This is a genomic window from Malaciobacter mytili LMG 24559 (genome assembly GCF_003346775.1).
GTDB classification, from domain to species: domain Bacteria; phylum Campylobacterota; class Campylobacteria; order Campylobacterales; family Arcobacteraceae; genus Malaciobacter; species Malaciobacter mytili.
Genome location: NZ_CP031219.1, coordinates 2,588,066 through 2,609,593, shown reverse-complemented (window position 1 = coordinate 2,609,593; position 21,528 = coordinate 2,588,066). Strand labels below are relative to the sequence as shown.

The following is a 21,528-nucleotide window of genomic DNA, read 5'->3' as shown; positions in this document are numbered from 1 at the left end:
TAATAATGATTCGTACTTTATTTTTTTTTATAACTTTACTAGTTTTTTCTGGATGTTCTTTTTCAAATCAAACCATATCAAATAAAAAAGAATTAATTTTAGAAGAAAACTATGCTTTACATGAAGCTGTAAGAGCTAATAATATAGAGTTAGTAAAAGAGCTAATTTCTAAAAATATAAATAAAAAAGATTTATATGGATATACTCCTTTACATTTAGCAGTAAGATTTAACTATTTTGATATTGCAAAAGAGTTAATCAATAATGGTGCAGATGTAAATACAATAGATATTTATAAAGATACCCCTTTACTTGATAGTACAAGAAGTGGGTATAGTGATATTTCAAAATTATTAATTTGTAGTAAGGCAGATGCTAAATTTGTAGATAGTTTTAATAAATCAGCATTAGATTATGCTTTACTAAAAAATGATGAAATTATTCTTTCTTTATTAAAAGGTGAAAACTTACAAGAATCTTGTAAAGAAAAGGAAGAACTATTTGATGAAGTAGAAGAACAAATAATAGATACATTTGAAGAAGAAAAAAACTTTAATCAGTTATCTATTAGTTTAAGTAAGCTTTTCCCTAATTTAAAAACTTGGAATGCAAACTATAATAAAAATACTCAAACTTTTACTTTTAAAAGTAAAAATATTTTTCAAAATGGAAATTTAAGTGAAGAGTATAAAAGAATTTTAAATGAATTTTTTCCAAAATATATAGAAGAAGTTTTAAAATATAAAGAAAAGATTTTAAATATTTATATTGATTATTCTAGTAGTAAAAAAGAGCTTTTAATTCTACAAAATGATGCAGATAAAGTTTTTGAGTATATGAAGAAACTAAATAATAAAACTATACGAGAAAATATAATTTGGATTGAAAAAAACTTCTTTTCAGATGGAGTTGTTTTAGAAAAAACTTCTTTTGATAAATTAGAGTTTAAAGTAGAGAGTATTTCTAATTAGGAGGTATAAAATGTCAAAAAAGATATTTGTTTTTATTTTTTATATTTTTATTTTTTCTGGATGTTTTTATAGTAGTAATTATACTATTTTTCAAGATAATAAAACTGGTAAATATGGAATTAAAGATAAAAATATTGTAGTTTTAAAGCCTTCTTATAATTATATATCTCAAATAGATAGTTTAGAAAATAAAGAGTATTTTATTTTTGAAAAAGAAAATAGATATGGAATAGTTGATATTAATGGAAAAATTTTATTACCAGATATATTTAATGAAATAAAAGAGTTTTATAATGGTGTTGCTGTGGTAAAAGAAAAAGATAAATTTGGTTTTATAAATAAAAATTTGCAACTTATTCAAAAACCAATTTTCTTAGAAGCAAGAGATTTTATTTTTGATATTAGTTTTGTTAAGTCATCAGCAAATAATAAATTCGCATGTATTGATAAAAATATGAACTTATTAAGTGATTTTATTTATGATGAAGTTTTTAGTTTTGATGAAGATTATGCAAGAGTAAAAAAAGATAATAAATGGGGAATTATAAATAAAACTTGTAAAGAGGTAATAACTAGTGAATATGACTATATTTCAGAGTTTATTGATGATGTTTTTACTCTAATAAAAAATAATCATACTATTTTCAAAAATAAATCAGAACTTTAAAAGAAGTAAATATGAGACAGACAAATTTAGATGATTTTTTAAACTTAGAAGAACAGAATAAAGAATTAGAAGAGAAAATTAAGCAAGTTGTTAAAAAAAATAAACAAAGTGAAGAGATACTTTTTCAACAAAGCAAGATGGCTTCTATGGGAGAACTATTAGGGTCTATTACCCATCAATGGAGACAACCTTTAATGGAAATCAATTCTTTATTTATGCCTATAGATGCAAAACTTAAAATGGGTCAAAATGTAGAAAACAAAGAGATTTTAGATTCAATAGAAAAATTAAGTGAAATTACAAAATATATGTCTACAACTATAAATGACTTTAAAAACTTTTTTTCTACTGATAAACAAAAAGTGACATTTAATTTATCAACTCAATTAAACTTTGCTATTAATATTTTAAGTAGTACTTTAAAAAAACATAATATAAAGCTAGAAATAATAGTGAAAAAAAATCCAGAAATTTATGGATATAAAAATGAGTATTCACAAGTTCTAATAAATTTAATAAATAATGCTAAAGAAATATTATTTTTAAGAAACATAAAAGATCCACTTATAAAAATAACTCTAAATAAAGAAAGTAATAATGCAATATTAATTATTGAAGATAATGCAGGTGGAATAAAAGATTCAAATCCTTATGCTATTTTTGAACCTTTTTATACAAAAGAAAAAAAAGATGGTTTTGGGATAGGTTTATTTATGTCAAAACTAATTATTGAAAAACATATGAATGGTTATATTGAAGTAGTAAATGGTGAAAATGGCGCTATTTTTACTATAGTAACTCCTTTAAATACTGATTTGTAAAAATTTAGAAACTATATAGAAACTTTTTTAAATTCTTCTTTTTATATCTCTTTTATTTTTTTAAAAAAAAGACACAAAAGTGACGATTTGAAGGCACTCTAGTTTAAATTAACTATCCTAGACTTTAGAAAAAATAAAAAAATATAATATTTAAAAATAAAAAAATAACTAATTACAGAAACTTCAAAGAAACTTTTTTTTTGTATTATACCGAAAAATAATCGTAATAATACAGGAGTCTGTTATGTTGAATTTAATCATTAAAGAACCAAATGGAACTTATGAGGTAATAAATGTTAAAGAAAATATGGTAATTGAACCTAAAGCGGGACAACAATTTTACTTTGATAACTATTCTGCTTCAGGATATAAGTTCAATTTATTGGATGGAGATAAATCTATTCAGTTAGTGATTAATATTGACCCTCCAGTAAAAATCGTATTTAAAAATATGGTTGATTTAATCTTAAATCAAAATGGAGAAAAGACAGTATTAAGTATGATTGATGATCCTGAGGGGATATATGACCTACAATCAACCGTTATGAATACTAATTTCAAAGGTGATGATGTAATTAACTCATTAAAAGAACTATTAGCAACTTCATCTATTACTTCTTTGGATAAAAATGGTATTGTTATTGATGACTTTGGGTCTTTAACTTCAGCTTTAGAAGCAGCAGCTGCAGGTGGAGCAGAAGGTGATACTTCTACTTTTAGACCAATATCTTTTGTAGAAACAGATTCTGTTGATGCATTATCTGGTAGAACAAGATTAAATACAGAAATTGATACTACAACTCCTTCTGTTCAAGATAATAATTCTTTAGATACGATTGTAAATATAACATTAAGTGCAACTGCACAAATCACAGAAGATGATAATGTTATTATTTATACTGCAACTTTATCAACTCCAGCATTAACTGATATGACAATAGTTTTAAGTAATGATTTAACAATTACAATTCCTGCTGGTGAAAGAGTTGGAAGTGTATCTTATGAAGTAATACCTGATAGTGATGTATATGCTGAACCTGACCAAGTAATTGATGTTTCAGTTGTAGACACAATTGGTGGAGGATTTGATATTGTAAATAGTGATACAAGTGCTAGTACTACAATTGTGGATTCAATAGATACTGTAAAAGTATTACTAGATGCAACTGCACAAATCACAGAAGATGATACAACGATTACTTACTCAGCAACTTTAGATTATCCATCAAAAGGTGAAATGAAAATTACACTTGATAATGGAGTTGTAATTACAATTAAAGATGGAGAAAAAACTGGAAGTGCTGATTATACAGTGACACCTGATAGTGATGTATATAAAGAAGTAGATACAACAATAATAGCAACTATTAGTGAAACAACTGGTGGTGGATTTGAGAATATAGATAAAACAGCTACAACTTCTACAAAAGTAGTAGATACTATAGATACTGTAAAAGTAATCTTAGAAGCAACAACAAGTACAAGTGAAGATGGTGGAAGTATCACATATACAGCAAAACTAGTAGATGCAGATGGTAAACCAGTAGTAGCAAAAGAGGCAGTAGTAGTAACATTAGAAAATGGTGAGACAATTACAATAGAAGCAAATTCATCAGAAGGAACTTCTTCTCCTGTAGCAGTAAATAGAGATGATGTATATAAAGAGACAGATTCAATTACAAACTCAATCAAAGGTGTAACTGGTGGTGAAAGCTTTGAAAAACTGCAAGCAGATACAAGTGAAGTAAGTACAGAAATCAAAGATGATGAAGACCCAGTAAAAGTAATCTTAGAAGCAACAACAAGTACAAGTGAAGATGGTGGAAGTATCACATATACAGCAAAACTAGTAGATGCAGATGGTAAACCAGTAGTAGCAAAAGAGGCAGTAGTAGTAACATTAGAAAATGGTGAGACAATTACAATAGAAGCAAATTCATCAGAAGGAACTTCTTCTCCTGTAGCAGTAAATAGAGATGATGTATATAAAGAGACAGATTCAATTACAAACTCAATCAAAGGTGTAACTGGTGGTGAAAGCTTTGAAAAACTGCAAGCAGATACAAGTGAAGTAAGTACAGAAATCAAAGATGATGAAGACCCAGTAAAAGTAATCTTAGAAGCAACAACAAGTACAAGTGAAGATGGTGGAAGTATCACATATACAGCAAAACTAGTAGATGCAGATGGTAAACCAGTAGTAGCAAAAGAGGCAGTAGTAGTAACATTAGAAAATGGTGAGACAATTACAATAGAAGCAAATTCATCAGAAGGAACTTCTTCTCCTGTAGCAGTAAATAGAGATGATGTATATAAAGAGACAGATTCAATTACAAACTCAATCAAAGGTGTAACTGGTGGTGAAAGCTTTGAAAAACTGCAAGCAGATACAAGTGAAGTAAGTACAGAAATCAAAGATGATGAAGACCCAGTAAAAGTAATCTTAGAAGCAACAACAAGTACAAGTGAAGATGGTGGAAGTATCACATATACAGCAAAACTAGTAGATGCAGATGGTAAACCAGTAGTAGCAAAAGAGGCAGTAGTAGTAACATTAGAAAATGGTGAGACAATTACAATAGAAGCAAATTCATCAGAAGGAACTTCTTCTCCTGTAGCAGTAAATAGAGATGATGTATATAAAGAGACAGATTCAATTACAAACTCAATCAAAGGTGTAACTGGTGGTGAAAGCTTTGAAAAACTGCAAGCAGATACAAGTGAAGTAAGTACAGAAATCAAAGATGATGAAGACCCAGTAAAAGTAATCTTAGAAGCAACAACAAGTACAAGTGAAGATGGTGGAAGTATCACATATACAGCAAAACTAGTAGATGCAGATGGTAAACCAGTAGTAGCAAAAGAGGCAGTAGTAGTAACATTAGAAAATGGTGAGACAATTACAATAGAAGCAAATTCATCAGAAGGAACTTCTTCTCCTGTAGCAGTAAATAGAGATGATGTATATAAAGAGACAGATTCAATTACAAACTCAATCAAAGGTGTAACTGGTGGTGAAAGCTTTGAAAAACTGCAAGCAGATACAAGTGAAGTAAGTACAGAAATCAAAGATGATGAAGACCCAGTAAAAGTAATCTTAGAAGCAACAACAAGTACAAGTGAAGATGGTGGAAGTATCACATATACAGCAAAACTAGTAGATGCAGATGGTAAACCAGTAGTAGCAAAAGAGGCAGTAGTAGTAACATTAGAAAATGGTGAGACAATTACAATAGAAGCAAATTCATCAGAAGGAACTTCTTCTCCTGTAGCAGTAAATAGAGATGATGTATATAAAGAGACAGATTCAATTACAAACTCAATCAAAGGTGTAACTGGTGGTGAAAGCTTTGAAAAACTGCAAGCAGATACAAGTGAAGTAAGTACAGAAATCAAAGATGATGAAGACCCAGTAAAAGTAATCTTAGAAGCAACAACAAGTACAAGTGAAGATGGTGGAAGTATCACATATACAGCAAAACTAGTAGATGCAGATGGTAAACCAGTAGTAGCAAAAGAGGCAGTAGTAGTAACATTAGAAAATGGTGAGACAATTACAATAGAAGCAAATTCATCAGAAGGAACTTCTTCTCCTGTAGCAGTAAATAGAGATGATGTATATAAAGAGACAGATTCAATTACAAACTCAATCAAAGGTGTAACTGGTGGTGAAAGCTTTGAAAAACTGCAAGCAGATACAAGTGAAGTAAGTACAGAAATCAAAGATGATGAAGACCCAGTAAAAGTAATCTTAGAAGCAACAACAAGTACAAGTGAAGATGGTGGAAGTATCACATATACAGCAAAACTAGTAGATGCAGATGGTAAACCAGTAGTAGCAAAAGAGGCAGTAGTAGTAACATTAGAAAATGGTGAGACAATTACAATAGAAGCAAATTCATCAGAAGGAACTTCTTCTCCTGTAGCAGTAAATAGAGATGATGTATATAAAGAGACAGATTCAATTACAAACTCAATCAAAGGTGTAACTGGTGGTGAAAGCTTTGAAAAACTGCAAGCAGATACAAGTGAAGTAAGTACAGAAATCAAAGATGATGAAGACCCAGTAAAAGTAATCTTAGAAGCAACAACAAGTACAAGTGAAGATGGTGGAAGTATCACATATACAGCAAAACTAGTAGATGCAGATGGTAAACCAGTAGTAGCAAAAGAGGCAGTAGTAGTAACATTAGAAAATGGTGAGACAATTACAATAGAAGCAAATTCATCAGAAGGAACTTCTTCTCCTGTAGCAGTAAATAGAGATGATGTATATAAAGAGACAGATTCAATTACAAACTCAATCAAAGGTGTAACTGGTGGTGAAAGCTTTGAAAAACTGCAAGCAGATACAAGTGAAGTAAGTACAGAAATCAAAGATGATGAAGACCCAGTAAAAGTAATCTTAGAAGCAACAACAAGTACAAGTGAAGATGGTGGAAGTATCACATATACAGCAAAACTAGTAGATGCAGATGGTAAACCAGTAGTAGCAAAAGAGGCAGTAGTAGTAACATTAGAAAATGGTGAGACAATTACAATAGAAGCAAATTCATCAGAAGGAACTTCTTCTCCTGTAGCAGTAAATAGAGATGATGTATATAAAGAGACAGATTCAATTACAAACTCAATCAAAGGTGTAACTGGTGGTGAAAGCTTTGAAAAACTGCAAGCAGATACAAGTGAAGTAAGTACAGAAATCAAAGATGATGAAGACCCAGTAAAAGTAATCTTAGAAGCAACAACAAGTACAAGTGAAGATGGTGGAAGTATCACATATACAGCAAAACTAGTAGATGCAGATGGTAAACCAGTAGTAGCAAAAGAGGCAGTAGTAGTAACATTAGAAAATGGTGAGACAATTACAATAGAAGCAAATTCATCAGAAGGAACTTCTTCTCCTGTAGCAGTAAATAGAGATGATGTATATAAAGAGACAGATTCAATTACAAACTCAATCAAAGGTGTAACTGGTGGTGAAAGCTTTGAAAAACTGCAAGCAGATACAAGTGAAGTAAGTACAGAAATCAAAGATGATGAAGACCCAGTAAAAGTAATCTTAGAAGCAACAACAAGTACAAGTGAAGATGGTGGAAGTATCACATATACAGCAAAACTAGTAGATGCAGATGGTAAACCAGTAGTAGCAAAAGAGGCAGTAGTAGTAACATTAGAAAATGGTGAGACAATTACAATAGAAGCAAATTCATCAGAAGGAACTTCTTCTCCTGTAGCAGTAAATAGAGATGATGTATATAAAGAGACAGATTCAATTACAAACTCAATCAAAGGTGTAACTGGTGGTGAAAGCTTTGAAAAACTGCAAGCAGATACAAGTGAAGTAAGTACAGAAATCAAAGATGATGAAGACCCAGTAAAAGTAATCTTAGAAGCAACAACAAGTACAAGTGAAGATGGTGGAAGTATCACATATACAGCAAAACTAGTAGATGCAGATGGTAAACCAGTAGTAGCAAAAGAGGCAGTAGTAGTAACATTAGAAAATGGTGAGACAATTACAATAGAAGCAAATTCATCAGAAGGAACTTCTTCTCCTGTAGCAGTAAATAGAGATGATGTATATAAAGAGACAGATTCAATTACAAACTCAATCAAAGGTGTAACTGGTGGTGAAAGCTTTGAAAAACTGCAAGCAGATACAAGTGAAGTAAGTACAGAAATCAAAGATGATGAAGACCCAGTAAAAGTAATCTTAGAAGCAACAACAAGTACAAGTGAAGATGGTGGAAGTATCACATATACAGCAAAACTAGTAGATGCAGATGGTAAACCAGTAGTAGCAAAAGAGGCAGTAGTAGTAACATTAGAAAATGGTGAGACAATTACAATAGAAGCAAATTCATCAGAAGGAACTTCTTCTCCTGTAGCAGTAAATAGAGATGATGTATATAAAGAGACAGATTCAATTACAAACTCAATCAAAGGTGTAACTGGTGGTGAAAGCTTTGAAAAACTGCAAGCAGATACAAGTGAAGTAAGTACAGAAATCAAAGATGATGAAGACCCAGTAAAAGTAATCTTAGAAGCAACAACAAGTACAAGTGAAGATGGTGGAAGTATCACATATACAGCAAAACTAGTAGATGCAGATGGTAAACCAGTAGTAGCAAAAGAGGCAGTAGTAGTAACATTAGAAAATGGTGAGACAATTACAATAGAAGCAAATTCATCAGAAGGAACTTCTTCTCCTGTAGCAGTAAATAGAGATGATGTATATAAAGAGACAGATTCAATTACAAACTCAATCAAAGGTGTAACTGGTGGTGAAAGCTTTGAAAAACTGCAAGCAGATACAAGTGAAGTAAGTACAGAAATCAAAGATGATGAAGACCCAGTAAAAGTAATCTTAGAAGCAACAACAAGTACAAGTGAAGATGGTGGAAGTATCACATATACAGCAAAACTAGTAGATGCAGATGGTAAACCAGTAGTAGCAAAAGAGGCAGTAGTAGTAACATTAGAAAATGGTGAGACAATTACAATAGAAGCAAATTCATCAGAAGGAACTTCTTCTCCTGTAGCAGTAAATAGAGATGATGTATATAAAGAGACAGATTCAATTACAAACTCAATCAAAGGTGTAACTGGTGGTGAAAGCTTTGAAAAACTGCAAGCAGATACAAGTGAAGTAAGTACAGAAATCAAAGATGATGAAGACCCAGTAAAAGTAATCTTAGAAGCAACAACAAGTACAAGTGAAGATGGTGGAAGTATCACATATACAGCAAAACTAGTAGATGCAGATGGTAAACCAGTAGTAGCAAAAGAGGCAGTAGTAGTAACATTAGAAAATGGTGAGACAATTACAATAGAAGCAAATTCATCAGAAGGAACTTCTTCTCCTGTAGCAGTAAATAGAGATGATGTATATAAAGAGACAGATTCAATTACAAACTCAATCAAAGGTGTAACTGGTGGTGAAAGCTTTGAAAAACTGCAAGCAGATACAAGTGAAGTAAGTACAGAAATCAAAGATGATGAAGACCCAGTAAAAGTAATCTTAGAAGCAACAACAAGTACAAGTGAAGATGGTGGAAGTATCACATATACAGCAAAACTAGTAGATGCAGATGGTAAACCAGTAGTAGCAAAAGAGGCAGTAGTAGTAACATTAGAAAATGGTGAGACAATTACAATAGAAGCAAATTCATCAGAAGGAACTTCTTCTCCTGTAGCAGTAAATAGAGATGATGTATATAAAGAGACAGATTCAATTACAAACTCAATCAAAGGTGTAACTGGTGGTGAAAGCTTTGAAAAACTGCAAGCAGATACAAGTGAAGTAAGTACAGAAATCAAAGATGATGAAGACCCAGTAAAAGTAATCTTAGAAGCAACAACAAGTACAAGTGAAGATGGTGGAAGTATCACATATACAGCAAAACTAGTAGATGCAGATGGTAAACCAGTAGTAGCAAAAGAGGCAGTAGTAGTAACATTAGAAAATGGTGAGACAATTACAATAGAAGCAAATTCATCAGAAGGAACTTCTTCTCCTGTAGCAGTAAATAGAGATGATGTATATAAAGAGACAGATTCAATTACAAACTCAATCAAAGGTGTAACTGGTGGTGAAAGCTTTGAAAAACTGCAAGCAGATACAAGTGAAGTAAGTACAGAAATCAAAGATGATGAAGACCCAGTAAAAGTAATCTTAGAAGCAACAACAAGTACAAGTGAAGATGGTGGAAGTATCACATATACAGCAAAACTAGTAGATGCAGATGGTAAACCAGTAGTAGCAAAAGAGGCAGTAGTAGTAACATTAGAAAATGGTGAGACAATTACAATAGAAGCAAATTCATCAGAAGGAACTTCTTCTCCTGTAGCAGTAAATAGAGATGATGTATATAAAGAGACAGATTCAATTACAAACTCAATCAAAGGTGTAACTGGTGGTGAAAGCTTTGAAAAACTGCAAGCAGATACAAGTGAAGTAAGTACAGAAATCAAAGATGATGAAGACCCAGTAAAAGTAATCTTAGAAGCAACAACAAGTACAAGTGAAGATGGTGGAAGTATCACATATACAGCAAAACTAGTAGATGCAGATGGTAAACCAGTAGTAGCAAAAGAGGCAGTAGTAGTAACATTAGAAAATGGTGAGACAATTACAATAGAAGCAAATTCATCAGAAGGAACTTCTTCTCCTGTAGCAGTAAATAGAGATGATGTATATAAAGAGACAGATTCAATTACAAACTCAATCAAAGGTGTAACTGGTGGTGAAAGCTTTGAAAAACTGCAAGCAGATACAAGTGAAGTAAGTACAGAAATCAAAGATGATGAAGACCCAGTAAAAGTAATCTTAGAAGCAACAACAAGTACAAGTGAAGATGGTGGAAGTATCACATATACAGCAAAACTAGTAGATGCAGATGGTAAACCAGTAGTAGCAAAAGAGGCAGTAGTAGTAACATTAGAAAATGGTGAGACAATTACAATAGAAGCAAATTCATCAGAAGGAACTTCTTCTCCTGTAGCAGTAAATAGAGATGATGTATATAAAGAGACAGATTCAATTACAAACTCAATCAAAGGTGTAACTGGTGGTGAAAGCTTTGAAAAACTGCAAGCAGATACAAGTGAAGTAAGTACAGAAATCAAAGATGATGAAGACCCAGTAAAAGTAATCTTAGAAGCAACAACAAGTACAAGTGAAGATGGTGGAAGTATCACATATACAGCAAAACTAGTAGATGCAGATGGTAAACCAGTAGTAGCAAAAGAGGCAGTAGTAGTAACATTAGAAAATGGTGAGACAATTACAATAGAAGCAAATTCATCAGAAGGAACTTCTTCTCCTGTAGCAGTAAATAGAGATGATGTATATAAAGAGACAGATTCAATTACAAACTCAATCAAAGGTGTAACTGGTGGTGAAAGCTTTGAAAAACTGCAAGCAGATACAAGTGAAGTAAGTACAGAAATCAAAGATGATGAAGACCCAGTAAAAGTAATCTTAGAAGCAACAACAAGTACAAGTGAAGATGGTGGAAGTATCACATATACAGCAAAACTAGTAGATGCAGATGGTAAACCAGTAGTAGCAAAAGAGGCAGTAGTAGTAACATTAGAAAATGGTGAGACAATTACAATAGAAGCAAATTCATCAGAAGGAACTTCTTCTCCTGTAGCAGTAAATAGAGATGATGTATATAAAGAGACAGATTCAATTACAAACTCAATCAAAGGTGTAACTGGTGGTGAAAGCTTTGAAAAACTGCAAGCAGATACAAGTGAAGTAAGTACAGAAATCAAAGATGATGAAGACCCAGTAAAAGTAATCTTAGAAGCAACAACAAGTACAAGTGAAGATGGTGGAAGTATCACATATACAGCAAAACTAGTAGATGCAGATGGTAAACCAGTAGTAGCAAAAGAGGCAGTAGTAGTAACATTAGAAAATGGTGAGACAATTACAATAGAAGCAAATTCATCAGAAGGAACTTCTTCTCCTGTAGCAGTAAATAGAGATGATGTATATAAAGAGACAGATTCAATTACAAACTCAATCAAAGGTGTAACTGGTGGTGAAAGCTTTGAAAAACTGCAAGCAGATACAAGTGAAGTAAGTACAGAAATCAAAGATGATGAAGACCCAGTAAAAGTAATCTTAGAAGCAACAACAAGTACAAGTGAAGATGGTGGAAGTATCACATATACAGCAAAACTAGTAGATGCAGATGGTAAACCAGTAGTAGCAAAAGAGGCAGTAGTAGTAACATTAGAAAATGGTGAGACAATTACAATAGAAGCAAATTCATCAGAAGGAACTTCTTCTCCTGTAGCAGTAAATAGAGATGATGTATATAAAGAGACAGATTCAATTACAAACTCAATCAAAGGTGTAACTGGTGGTGAAAGCTTTGAAAAACTGCAAGCAGATACAAGTGAAGTAAGTACAGAAATCAAAGATGATGAAGACCCAGTAAAAGTAAAACTTGAGGGCTCTTCTGAGGTTATTGAAGGACAAAATGCTACATATACTGTAAGTGTTGAACAAGCACCTAAAGGTACACCTTTAACACTTGATGTAACTTACTCATATATTAGTGCTAAAACAAATGATATAGTTACAAATACAGTAAAAGTTACAATTCCAGTAGGTGAAACATCAGTTGATTTTAATGTGTTAGCTTATGATGACAATTTTGCAGAAAATAATGAAAGTTTTAAAGTAATTATTTCAAATCCATTAGGTGGTAACTATGAAAAAGTAGTTATAGATAATGCTGAAGTAACAACAACAATAAAAGATAATGATAAATTAAAATTTGATGCAGAAAAAGTTTTAGTTGATGAAGATGCATTAGAGGGAACTTCAGATTTAGATTCATATGACCCAGATGTAAAAGTTGTAAATGGCGATTTAAATATGAATAATGCAGATGATGTGACTATTGATGTAAAATTTAGTTCTTCTCAATCTACAACTTTAACTTCAGAAGGTAAAGGAATAAATATCCAAATCTCTGATGATGGGAAAACATTAACAGGTGTTTCTAGTGATAATAGAGAGGTTTTTGAAATCACATTAAATGAAGATGGAACATATACATTTGAATTAAAAGATAGTGTAGACCATCCTGATTTTTCAAGTGAAGATTTAATTTCAAATATTCAATTTCAAATTGAAGCAAAAAACCCTTCATCTAATGAAATAGTAAAAGGTAAAATTTCTATAGATATAGCTGATGATGTACCAACTGCAGGAGATGTTAATGTTGAAGCCCAAGCTCAATACTCAAATACAAGTACAAACTTAGTTCTTGCAATAGATAGGTCTCAAAGTATGGGTTATACAAGAATGAACCTTGCAAAAGAAGCTGCTATAAAATTAATAGAAAAATATGAGGAGATGGGTGAAGTTAATATTAAAATTGTTGATTTTAATGGTGATGCAACAGTAAGTCATTGGTTTACTGATATTCAAAGTGCAAAAAACTATATTAATGGTTTATCATCTTCTGGTATGACAGATTATGAAGATGTATTAAGAGACACAATTGACAACTATGATACAGATACGGATAAAAAACCTGATGCTGACCAAGATATTTTCTATTTTATTTCAGATGGTAATCCAACTCAAGGAGATATGAATGGAAATGATGGAATTTCAGGTATTTATCCAGAGTGGAAAGAGTTTGCTGAGAATAACTTTGATGATGTTTACTCTATAGGAATAGGAAATAATGTAGATTTAGATGGAAATCCTTTAGGAAGTTTAGAGCAAATTGCTGATGTAGCAAATGGACATGATACATTTATTGTTGAAAATGTAAACTCTTTATCTGATGAATTATTAGCAACTATAGTTAATATCCATGGGGTATTAATTATCAATAGTGGAGGAAATGAACTAGATTTTACTTTTGGTGCAGATGGACCAGCAGATGGAACAGGACCAAAACTTGATGGAGGAAATTTATCTTTCCAATGGGGAGATAAAGACCCAAGTGATGGCTTAGGTGTTGTTATAAATGGTGGAGACGGAACAGGTCCAAATTTAGTATGGACAGTATATAACAATGGAAAAGTAATTTTAGGAAAAGATGAAGCAACAGGAAAAATATTAGTAAAACTTGAAGCAAATAATGTAAATAGTGACCATCCAACATATGAAGTAACGCAATTTGTTCCTGATACGGGTATTAATAAAATTGAAATTCCATATACAGTAACTGATGGAGATGGAGATAATGCAACAGGTAATTTATCAATAGATATTGATTCAAGTTTCCAAGCATATGTTAAATTAACAGGAGATTCTCAAGTTACAGAAGCAAAGGGAGCTTTATTAACTCATAACTTACAATTAGTTGATCAAGATGGAAATCCTATTACTTTAAGAAGTGGACAAACTGTAACTGTAGAATTAGAATATACTTCTGATACTACAGAAGCTGATGATTTCTCTTCAAAAACTATTAAAGTGGTAATTACAGGAAGTGCAAATGGAGAAAATAGTGCACAAATTATAAATAGTGTAGTTGATGATTTATTAGCTGAAGGAAATGAAAGCTATACATTATCAATTAAATCAATTAGTACAAATGTTGCAGGATTAGGAACTATTTTACCTCATGGTGAAAATGGAGTACAAGATAGTGTAACAGGTACAATTATAGATAATGATATTGCACCAAATGCAACTAATAACACAGCAAAAGCAACTGAAACAGGAAATGAATTTGTGTCTTCAGAAGATGAAGCAGATGATGGACAAAGTGCAAGTGGAAATATAATTACAGATGATGTGGCTGATAGTGGTTCAAATGCTTTATTTATCAGTGCAATTAAATTTGAAGGTAATACTATTTCTATTCCTACAAATGGAAATAATGTAACAATTCAAGGTAAATACGGAACCTTAACTATCAATAAAACAGGTGAATACACATATGATGTGGATGAAAATACTACTGATAGTTGGAATACAAATAAAATAGAAGATGATATTTTCACATATGTACTTAGTGATGGAATAAATCCAAGTGATGAAGCTACACTAACAGTTAAAGTTGAAGGGGCAAATGATGCACCAAAAATTAATTCAATTAGTGCAAATAATAAATCATATAATACAATAGATGGTCTATTAGATACAAACAATGATAATAAAGTAGATACTCTTAGCCCTGATGATTTAACAAATAAAGATAAAGAACTTATTTTCTCAGAAAATAATGGAAATTTAAAAATAGATATGGGTTCTACTGAATCTGCTATGAGTGTTGAATACAATGGCGGAAGAGCAGGGCATCATAATGTTATTGGTTTTTATACAAAAGATGAAGCTGGAAATTTAGTAGCAAAAATCATCTATGTTGAAGATCAAAGTATGGTTGGTTCTCAATCTGAAATGTTAGGTACTCTTACAAATCTTACAGGTGAAGTTGGATTCTTTATTATTCCTGATGGAGAAGATAAAGGTATCACAATGAATTCAACTATTACATTTAACGCAAATAGTGAAATGTTAGTTGATGGTGTAAAACAAACAGTTTATTATAGTGATAATGAATTAAATGCTGATGGAAAAGACCATGTAATTGCTGCAAAATCAAGTGATGGTGGAATTGTTCTTGGTTTTGAAGATTTATCTTTAGGTGATAAAGATTATGATGATGTAGTTATTACTATTAAAACTTGTGAAATGTTAAATGTGGGAGAAGAGTATTTTGTAGATTTAGGAAAAATAAATCTTTCTTCTAAACAATATGAATGGAATGCAGATTCAAATAGTAATGCTTCTTGGACAAATAGTGATAGTTTAGGAAATAGTGTAAAAATAACAGCTTTAGGTTTTGATGGACAAGAGCAAAACTTAGTAAAAGATGCGGATTATAAACTTGGGGTAAATGATTCAAGTGATGTGGGTACAAACTTAAGTGTTCCAAATCAAATAAATTATGATGAAAATAATAATACATCTGAATCAATTGTTTTAGAGTTTAAGGGTAACTTAAATTATGCAAAATTCTCTTTTGCTCAATTAATAGATAGTGAGGGAGAGCAAGGTTACTATAAACTATATAAAGATGGTAAATTAGTAAAAGAAGGTATATTAGATGGAGATGGAAATAATCCAACATTTGAAATAAGCACTGGAAATGTAGTATTTGATAAAATAGAATTTAGTGCTATTCAATATAAAGATGGTTCACCTAATAATGGTGATGATAGCTCAGATTATTATTTACAATCTTTCCAAGGAAGTGGTCCTGCATGGGCAAATAGCAGTGATAATATTATTAAAAATATAGAGTTAAGTGATGTTGATAATACAACTTTAGAAGGTGCAACTGTTACTCTTACAAATTATAAAGATGGGGATGTAATAGATATAAGTAATTTACCTTCAAATATAAGTGTAAATATTGAAAATGCAGTTGTAACTTTAAGTGGAGTTGCTTCTATTGAAGATTATGAAAAGGCTTTAGAGTCTTTAACATTTACAAGTACAAGTAGTGATAGAACACCAAGAGATTTTGAAGTAGTAGTATTTGATGGAAATAAACATAGTAATACTATGCCTTTAAGATTAGATATTGGTGGATGTGAGCTAAATCCAGCTGATTATGATGATGGAACTACAACGGCGAAAGTTTTCATAATTGATTCAAATGACCCAAATAGTGTAATTGATGCAAGTGAAGGAACAGTTGAACTAGCAACAATTAAAGGAGAAATAGAACCAGGTGCAACTATTACAAGCTTAAGTGTAACTGATGGAACAACTACTTTAATAATAGACCCAAGTAGTGTAACTGTAAATAATGATGGTACTTTTACAATTGAAAACTATGATGTAAGCTCTTTAAAAGATGGAACATTAACTGTAAATCTTTCATCTAAAGATGAGTTTGGAAATACTGCAAGTGCAGATGATAGTGTAGGAAAAGATACTAAAGCTTTAATTACTATTGATAAAGATGAGATTACTTCTACAAAAGAAGCAACATATACAGCATATGCTTATAATGGTGATAATTTTATGACTGGAAATGGAAAGTCTATTGGTCATTTAAAATTTGGAACAAATGAAAAAGTAGTTTCTACAGAAGATGGTTTAGGAGTACAATTTAATAGTAATGAGAGTGAAAAAGGTATTGATGATAATGAAACTTTAGTAATTGCATTAAATGATGTGGCAACAAGTGCAACATTTAATTTAAATGTGTCTAATAATTCTGCTTCTTTTGAAGGTCAATGGATAGCATTTGATAAAAATGGTAATGAAATAGCATCTGGAAAAGGTATTTTCTCTTCAACAGGAGATACAACTATTACTATTTCAGAAATTGGTGAGTTTGCTTATATTGCTTTTGATGCTCATAGTACAAATGGCAATGCAAGTGATAATGGATTTTTTGTTGAACCAGTTAGTTATGAATATAATTCAATTATAAAAGAGTTTAATTCTGAAACTAATACTATTGATATTGCTGGAAAAGTTACAGATGTTGAATTTACTCAAGAAGTAAAAATAGTTATTTCTGATGGAGTAAATACAAAAGAGATAACTACAACAATAGATTCAAATGGAAATTATAAGTTAGATGATATTGATGTAAGCTCTTTTGATATTAAAAATATTACAGTTACAGCTTCAACAGAAGACTTAGCAGGTAATAAAGCAAGTGCAACTTCAAAACCAAATGAAACACAAGTTGAGACAACAGATGATAATATCTCTACTAAAGAAGATGAAATATATACTATAAAAGTTGATGATTTTGGAACATATAGTGATACTACAACTACAAGTTTTGCAAAAGTTATGATTGTGGGACTTCCATTAAATGGAGTATTAAAACTAAATGGACAAGAGATTTCTGTTAATACGCAAATTAGTAAAGAAGATATAGAAGCTGGTAAATTAACTTTTGAACCAACTACAAATACTGATGAAGATGCAGACTTTAGATTTAAAGTAAGCAATGGACAAAATTGGAGTGAAGTTCAAACAACTTTTATTGAAGTAGTTGCCGTTGCTGATAAACCAACAGCACAAATTGATGTAAGTGGTCCAGTAATTAGAGATAGTAATTCAAACTTTGATTATGATAGCTATGTTCAAGGTTTAAAAAATAGTGCACAAAATATAAAAGAGGGAACTGATTTACAAGATCAGTTATTCTCTACAACATTTAATCATACTGATGATTATTTAGATGCAAAAGATTTATCTGATCAATTAGTAGGATATGATGGAGATGATGTTTTCCTTGGTGCTGAGGGAGATGATGCTATTTATGGTGGACATGAAAGTGCACTTCCTTCAACAACTGATGGAAATGATACAGCAATTTATAGAGGAAACTTTAATGATTATAAAATAACATTTATAACTGAAGGTGCAAATGTAAGAATTAATGTTATTGATACTAGATATGATAAAGATAAAGGTTGGTCTCACCCAGATAATCAAGGTTTAGATACTTATGAAACAGGAGATAATTTATATAGTATTGAAAAACTTGTATTTAAAGATGGCGTATATGAAGTAGTTAATGGTGAACTTGTAAAAGCTGAAACTAAAGTATTAGAGTATGATGTGGATATAAATGCAGCCCTAGCAGATGTAGATGGAAGTGAAACATTAAGTGTAAGAATTGATGGAGTTCCAAGTGAAGCAACATTAAGTAGTGATAAATATACAATTACAAAAAATAGTGATGGTTCATATAGTGTTGAAGTTCCTGCAGATGAGACTTCAATTGCTGATTCTTTAAAATTAACTATGCCTTTTGAAAAAGCAAGTGACTTTAACTTAACAATTACTGCAAGAGCAACAGAAACAAATGATAATACGGATGGTTCTAATTATAAAGAAGCAGCGGCTAGTGATAGCATACCTTATTCAAATGATGAGACTGTTACATTGGATTTTGATAAAGTTAATGTAAATCTGGCTATTACAATAGATGTTTCTGGTAGTATGGGTAATGATAACAAATTACAATTAGCAAAAGAATCTATTATAAATATGATAAATAGCTATGATAAAATTGGTGATGTAAAGGTTCTATTAAGTACATTTAGTGCAGAAGGAAATGTTTTATCTTATAACAATGAAGTTTGGATAGATGCAAAAGATGCAATAACTTTAATTAATACTTTACAAGCAAATGGTGGAACAAATTATGATGGGGCTTTATTAAGTGTAATTGAGGCTTTAAAAGCAAATCCTGCACCACTAGATGGTGAGACTATCTCTTATTTTGTTTCTGATGGAAAACCAACTTATTATATGTTAGATACAAATAATGATGGAATTTATGAAAGATATGGAAATGGTTCAAATTTAGCTTCTGTAAATGATGATATTGTAGCTTTATGGAAAGATTTAAATATTGATAAAATCTATTCAATTGGTATTGGTAATAATTCATTAACAACTTATTTAGAGGAAATTTCTAATTCAAGTTCTGATGTGATTATTGTAGATGATGCAAAAGATTTAAATGCAACTTTAGATAATACAGTTGAAGCAAGTGTGTCTGGAAATGTGTCTGATAATATTACAGGTGGAGATGGAGATATTTCTATTGATTGTATTATTGTTGATGGTATAACTTATTCTTTAAGTAATGCAACAAATAATATTTTAACTATAAATACAAGTGCAGGAGGAACTTTAGAGTTTAATTTCCAAACAGGAGATTATACATATAGAGGTGTAAATAAAAATATAGTTGAAAATAAAGAAACATTTAAAGTAATTGCAAGTGATAGCAACAATGATACAACATCATTTAATGTAAATATTAATATTGTAAATAATATTGACACAAAAGCTAGTACTCCATCATTATATTTTAGTATAGAAGAAAATGGAAGTGAAGTTGTAACTGTTGGAAGTCAAGGAAGTTTAGATTTAGGATTTGATTCTTGGAACGGTATTTCAACTTCTTTATCATCAAGTATGTATGACTTAAATTATAATAAAGACTTAACGCAAAATAGTGATAGTTTATATATAAATGGAAGTATAAATTCATATGGAAATTTAAGAACATTTAATGGAGATGATACTGTTTATGTAAAATATGATACTTCAGGAGATGTAAATTTAGGTGATGGAAATAATCAATTAGAAATTGGTGGAAGTGTAAATTATTATTCTGAGATATATTCAGGAAATAATGATGATAAAATCAAAGTAAATGGAAATCTAAATGGAGATATTTCTACTGCTGGTGGAAATGATGAAGTGGTAATCAATGGAAGTGTAAACTCAAATGCAGATATATATACTGGTGATGGAGAAGATAAAGTTACTGTAAATGGTGATTTAAATAATGATATTTTAACTGGTAATGATAATGATAAAGTGCAAATTAAAGGAAATATAAATTCAGGCGGATATATAAATACAGGTAATGGAGATGATACTGTATTAGTAGAAGGGACTTTAAATGAAAATATTCTTACTTCATATGGTAATGATAAAGTTCATATTAAAGGTAATATAAATAGTGGTGGAGATGTTTGGCTTGGAAGTGGGGATGATATACTTCAAGTTGATGGAAAAGTATATGGATACCTAAGAGGAGAAGAGGGAAATGATAGTTTAATTCTTTCTTCTTATACAAAAGCAGATTATGATAATAATAAAGATGGTATAAAATATAAAATTTCTAGTTTTGAAAATATTAAATTTGCAGATGGAAGTATAATTGGTGACCCAAATGCATTTAATACTTCAACTACAAATATAACTGTATATAACTACACTATAACTTTAGCAGCCTTTTTAGGTGATAAAGATGGAAGTGAAGTATTATCAGATATTACTTTAAGTAATATTCCATCATCAATTAGTATTATAAAAGATAGTATGGGTAATGAGTATACTATTACAAATGGAAGTGTTGTTTTACCATCAAATGAAGGAAGTGAAAAAGAATATACATTTGTTTCAACACAAGAATTAAGTTCAAACCAACTTACTACAATTAGTGCAAGTGTAACTTCAACAGAAGAGGAAAATAATTCAACAAATACTATCTCTTCAACAGCAAAAATAGAAGTGGAAACTTCTTCAAATATGATAGGAACAAATGCAGATGAAAAATTTGATTCAAATGGTTCATCTGCTACTATTAATGCTCAAGGTGGAGATGATGAAATTATATTTCATTTAGGTGATAGTATTGATGGAGCAGAAGGAGTTGATAGCTTAAGAATTTTAGATGGAGAAGATATTGACCTTTCTGCTATTTCTTCTAAAGTAGATAATATTGAAATTATTGATTTAACAAATAATTTAGCAAATCATCTAATAATAGATGAACAAAGTATAGAAGAATTAACAGATAATGACAATATTATTAAAATCTTTGGAGATGATAGTGGAGATAAAGTAACACTAGAAGGTGGAGCTAATAACTGGAAATCTGGTGGTCAAATTACAGATAGTGATGGAAATATCTTCAATGTTTATGAAGGAACTACAAATGGAACATCAAATATTAAAGTTCTAATTGATGAAGATGTTTCTATTGATTCAGATATTTAAAAAAGAGAAGTTTTA

The 21,528-nt window shown here is 30.7% G+C and carries 4 protein-coding genes; all 4 read left to right on the top strand.

Features of this window, described 5'->3' with window-relative positions; genetic code table 11:
* Positions 1-5: 5 nt before the first annotated feature.
* The 4 genes from AMYT_RS12625 to AMYT_RS12610 all read left to right on the top strand — a co-directional run bounded on the left by AMYT_RS12625 (position 6) and on the right by AMYT_RS12610 (position 21,513).
* Complete coding sequence (locus AMYT_RS12625) at positions 6-971, top strand: ankyrin repeat domain-containing protein (RefSeq protein WP_114842880.1); 966 nt, start codon at positions 6-8, stop codon at positions 969-971.
* A 10-nt stretch (positions 972-981) separates the two neighbouring features.
* Positions 982-1,638 (top strand): WG repeat-containing protein, encoded by a 657-nt coding sequence (locus AMYT_RS12620; protein WP_114842879.1) that lies wholly within the window; start codon positions 982-984, stop codon positions 1,636-1,638.
* Between the two features lie 11 nt (positions 1,639-1,649).
* Positions 1,650-2,459 (top strand): sensor histidine kinase, encoded by an 810-nt coding sequence (locus tag AMYT_RS12615; RefSeq protein WP_114842878.1) that lies wholly within the window; start codon positions 1,650-1,652, stop codon positions 2,457-2,459.
* Positions 2,460-2,703: 244 nt separating this feature from the next.
* Positions 2,704-21,513: an immunoglobulin-like domain-containing protein gene (locus AMYT_RS12610; protein WP_114842877.1), complete on the top strand. Its 18,810-nt coding sequence runs from the start codon at positions 2,704-2,706 to the stop codon at positions 21,511-21,513.
* Positions 21,514-21,528 lie beyond the last annotated feature (15 nt).

Excerpts from the sequence above, each read along its gene's own strand:
- AMYT_RS12625 (WP_114842880.1), top strand. The coding sequence starts at position 6 with ATGATTCGTACTTTATTTTTTTTTATAACTTTACTAGTTTTTTCTGGA.
- AMYT_RS12620 (WP_114842879.1), top strand. The coding sequence starts at position 982 with ATGTCAAAAAAGATATTTGTTTTTATTTTTTATATTTTTATTTTTTCT.
- AMYT_RS12615 (WP_114842878.1), top strand. The coding sequence starts at position 1,650 with ATGAGACAGACAAATTTAGATGATTTTTTAAACTTAGAAGAACAGAAT.
- AMYT_RS12610 (WP_114842877.1), top strand. The coding sequence starts at position 2,704 with ATGTTGAATTTAATCATTAAAGAACCAAATGGAACTTATGAGGTAATA.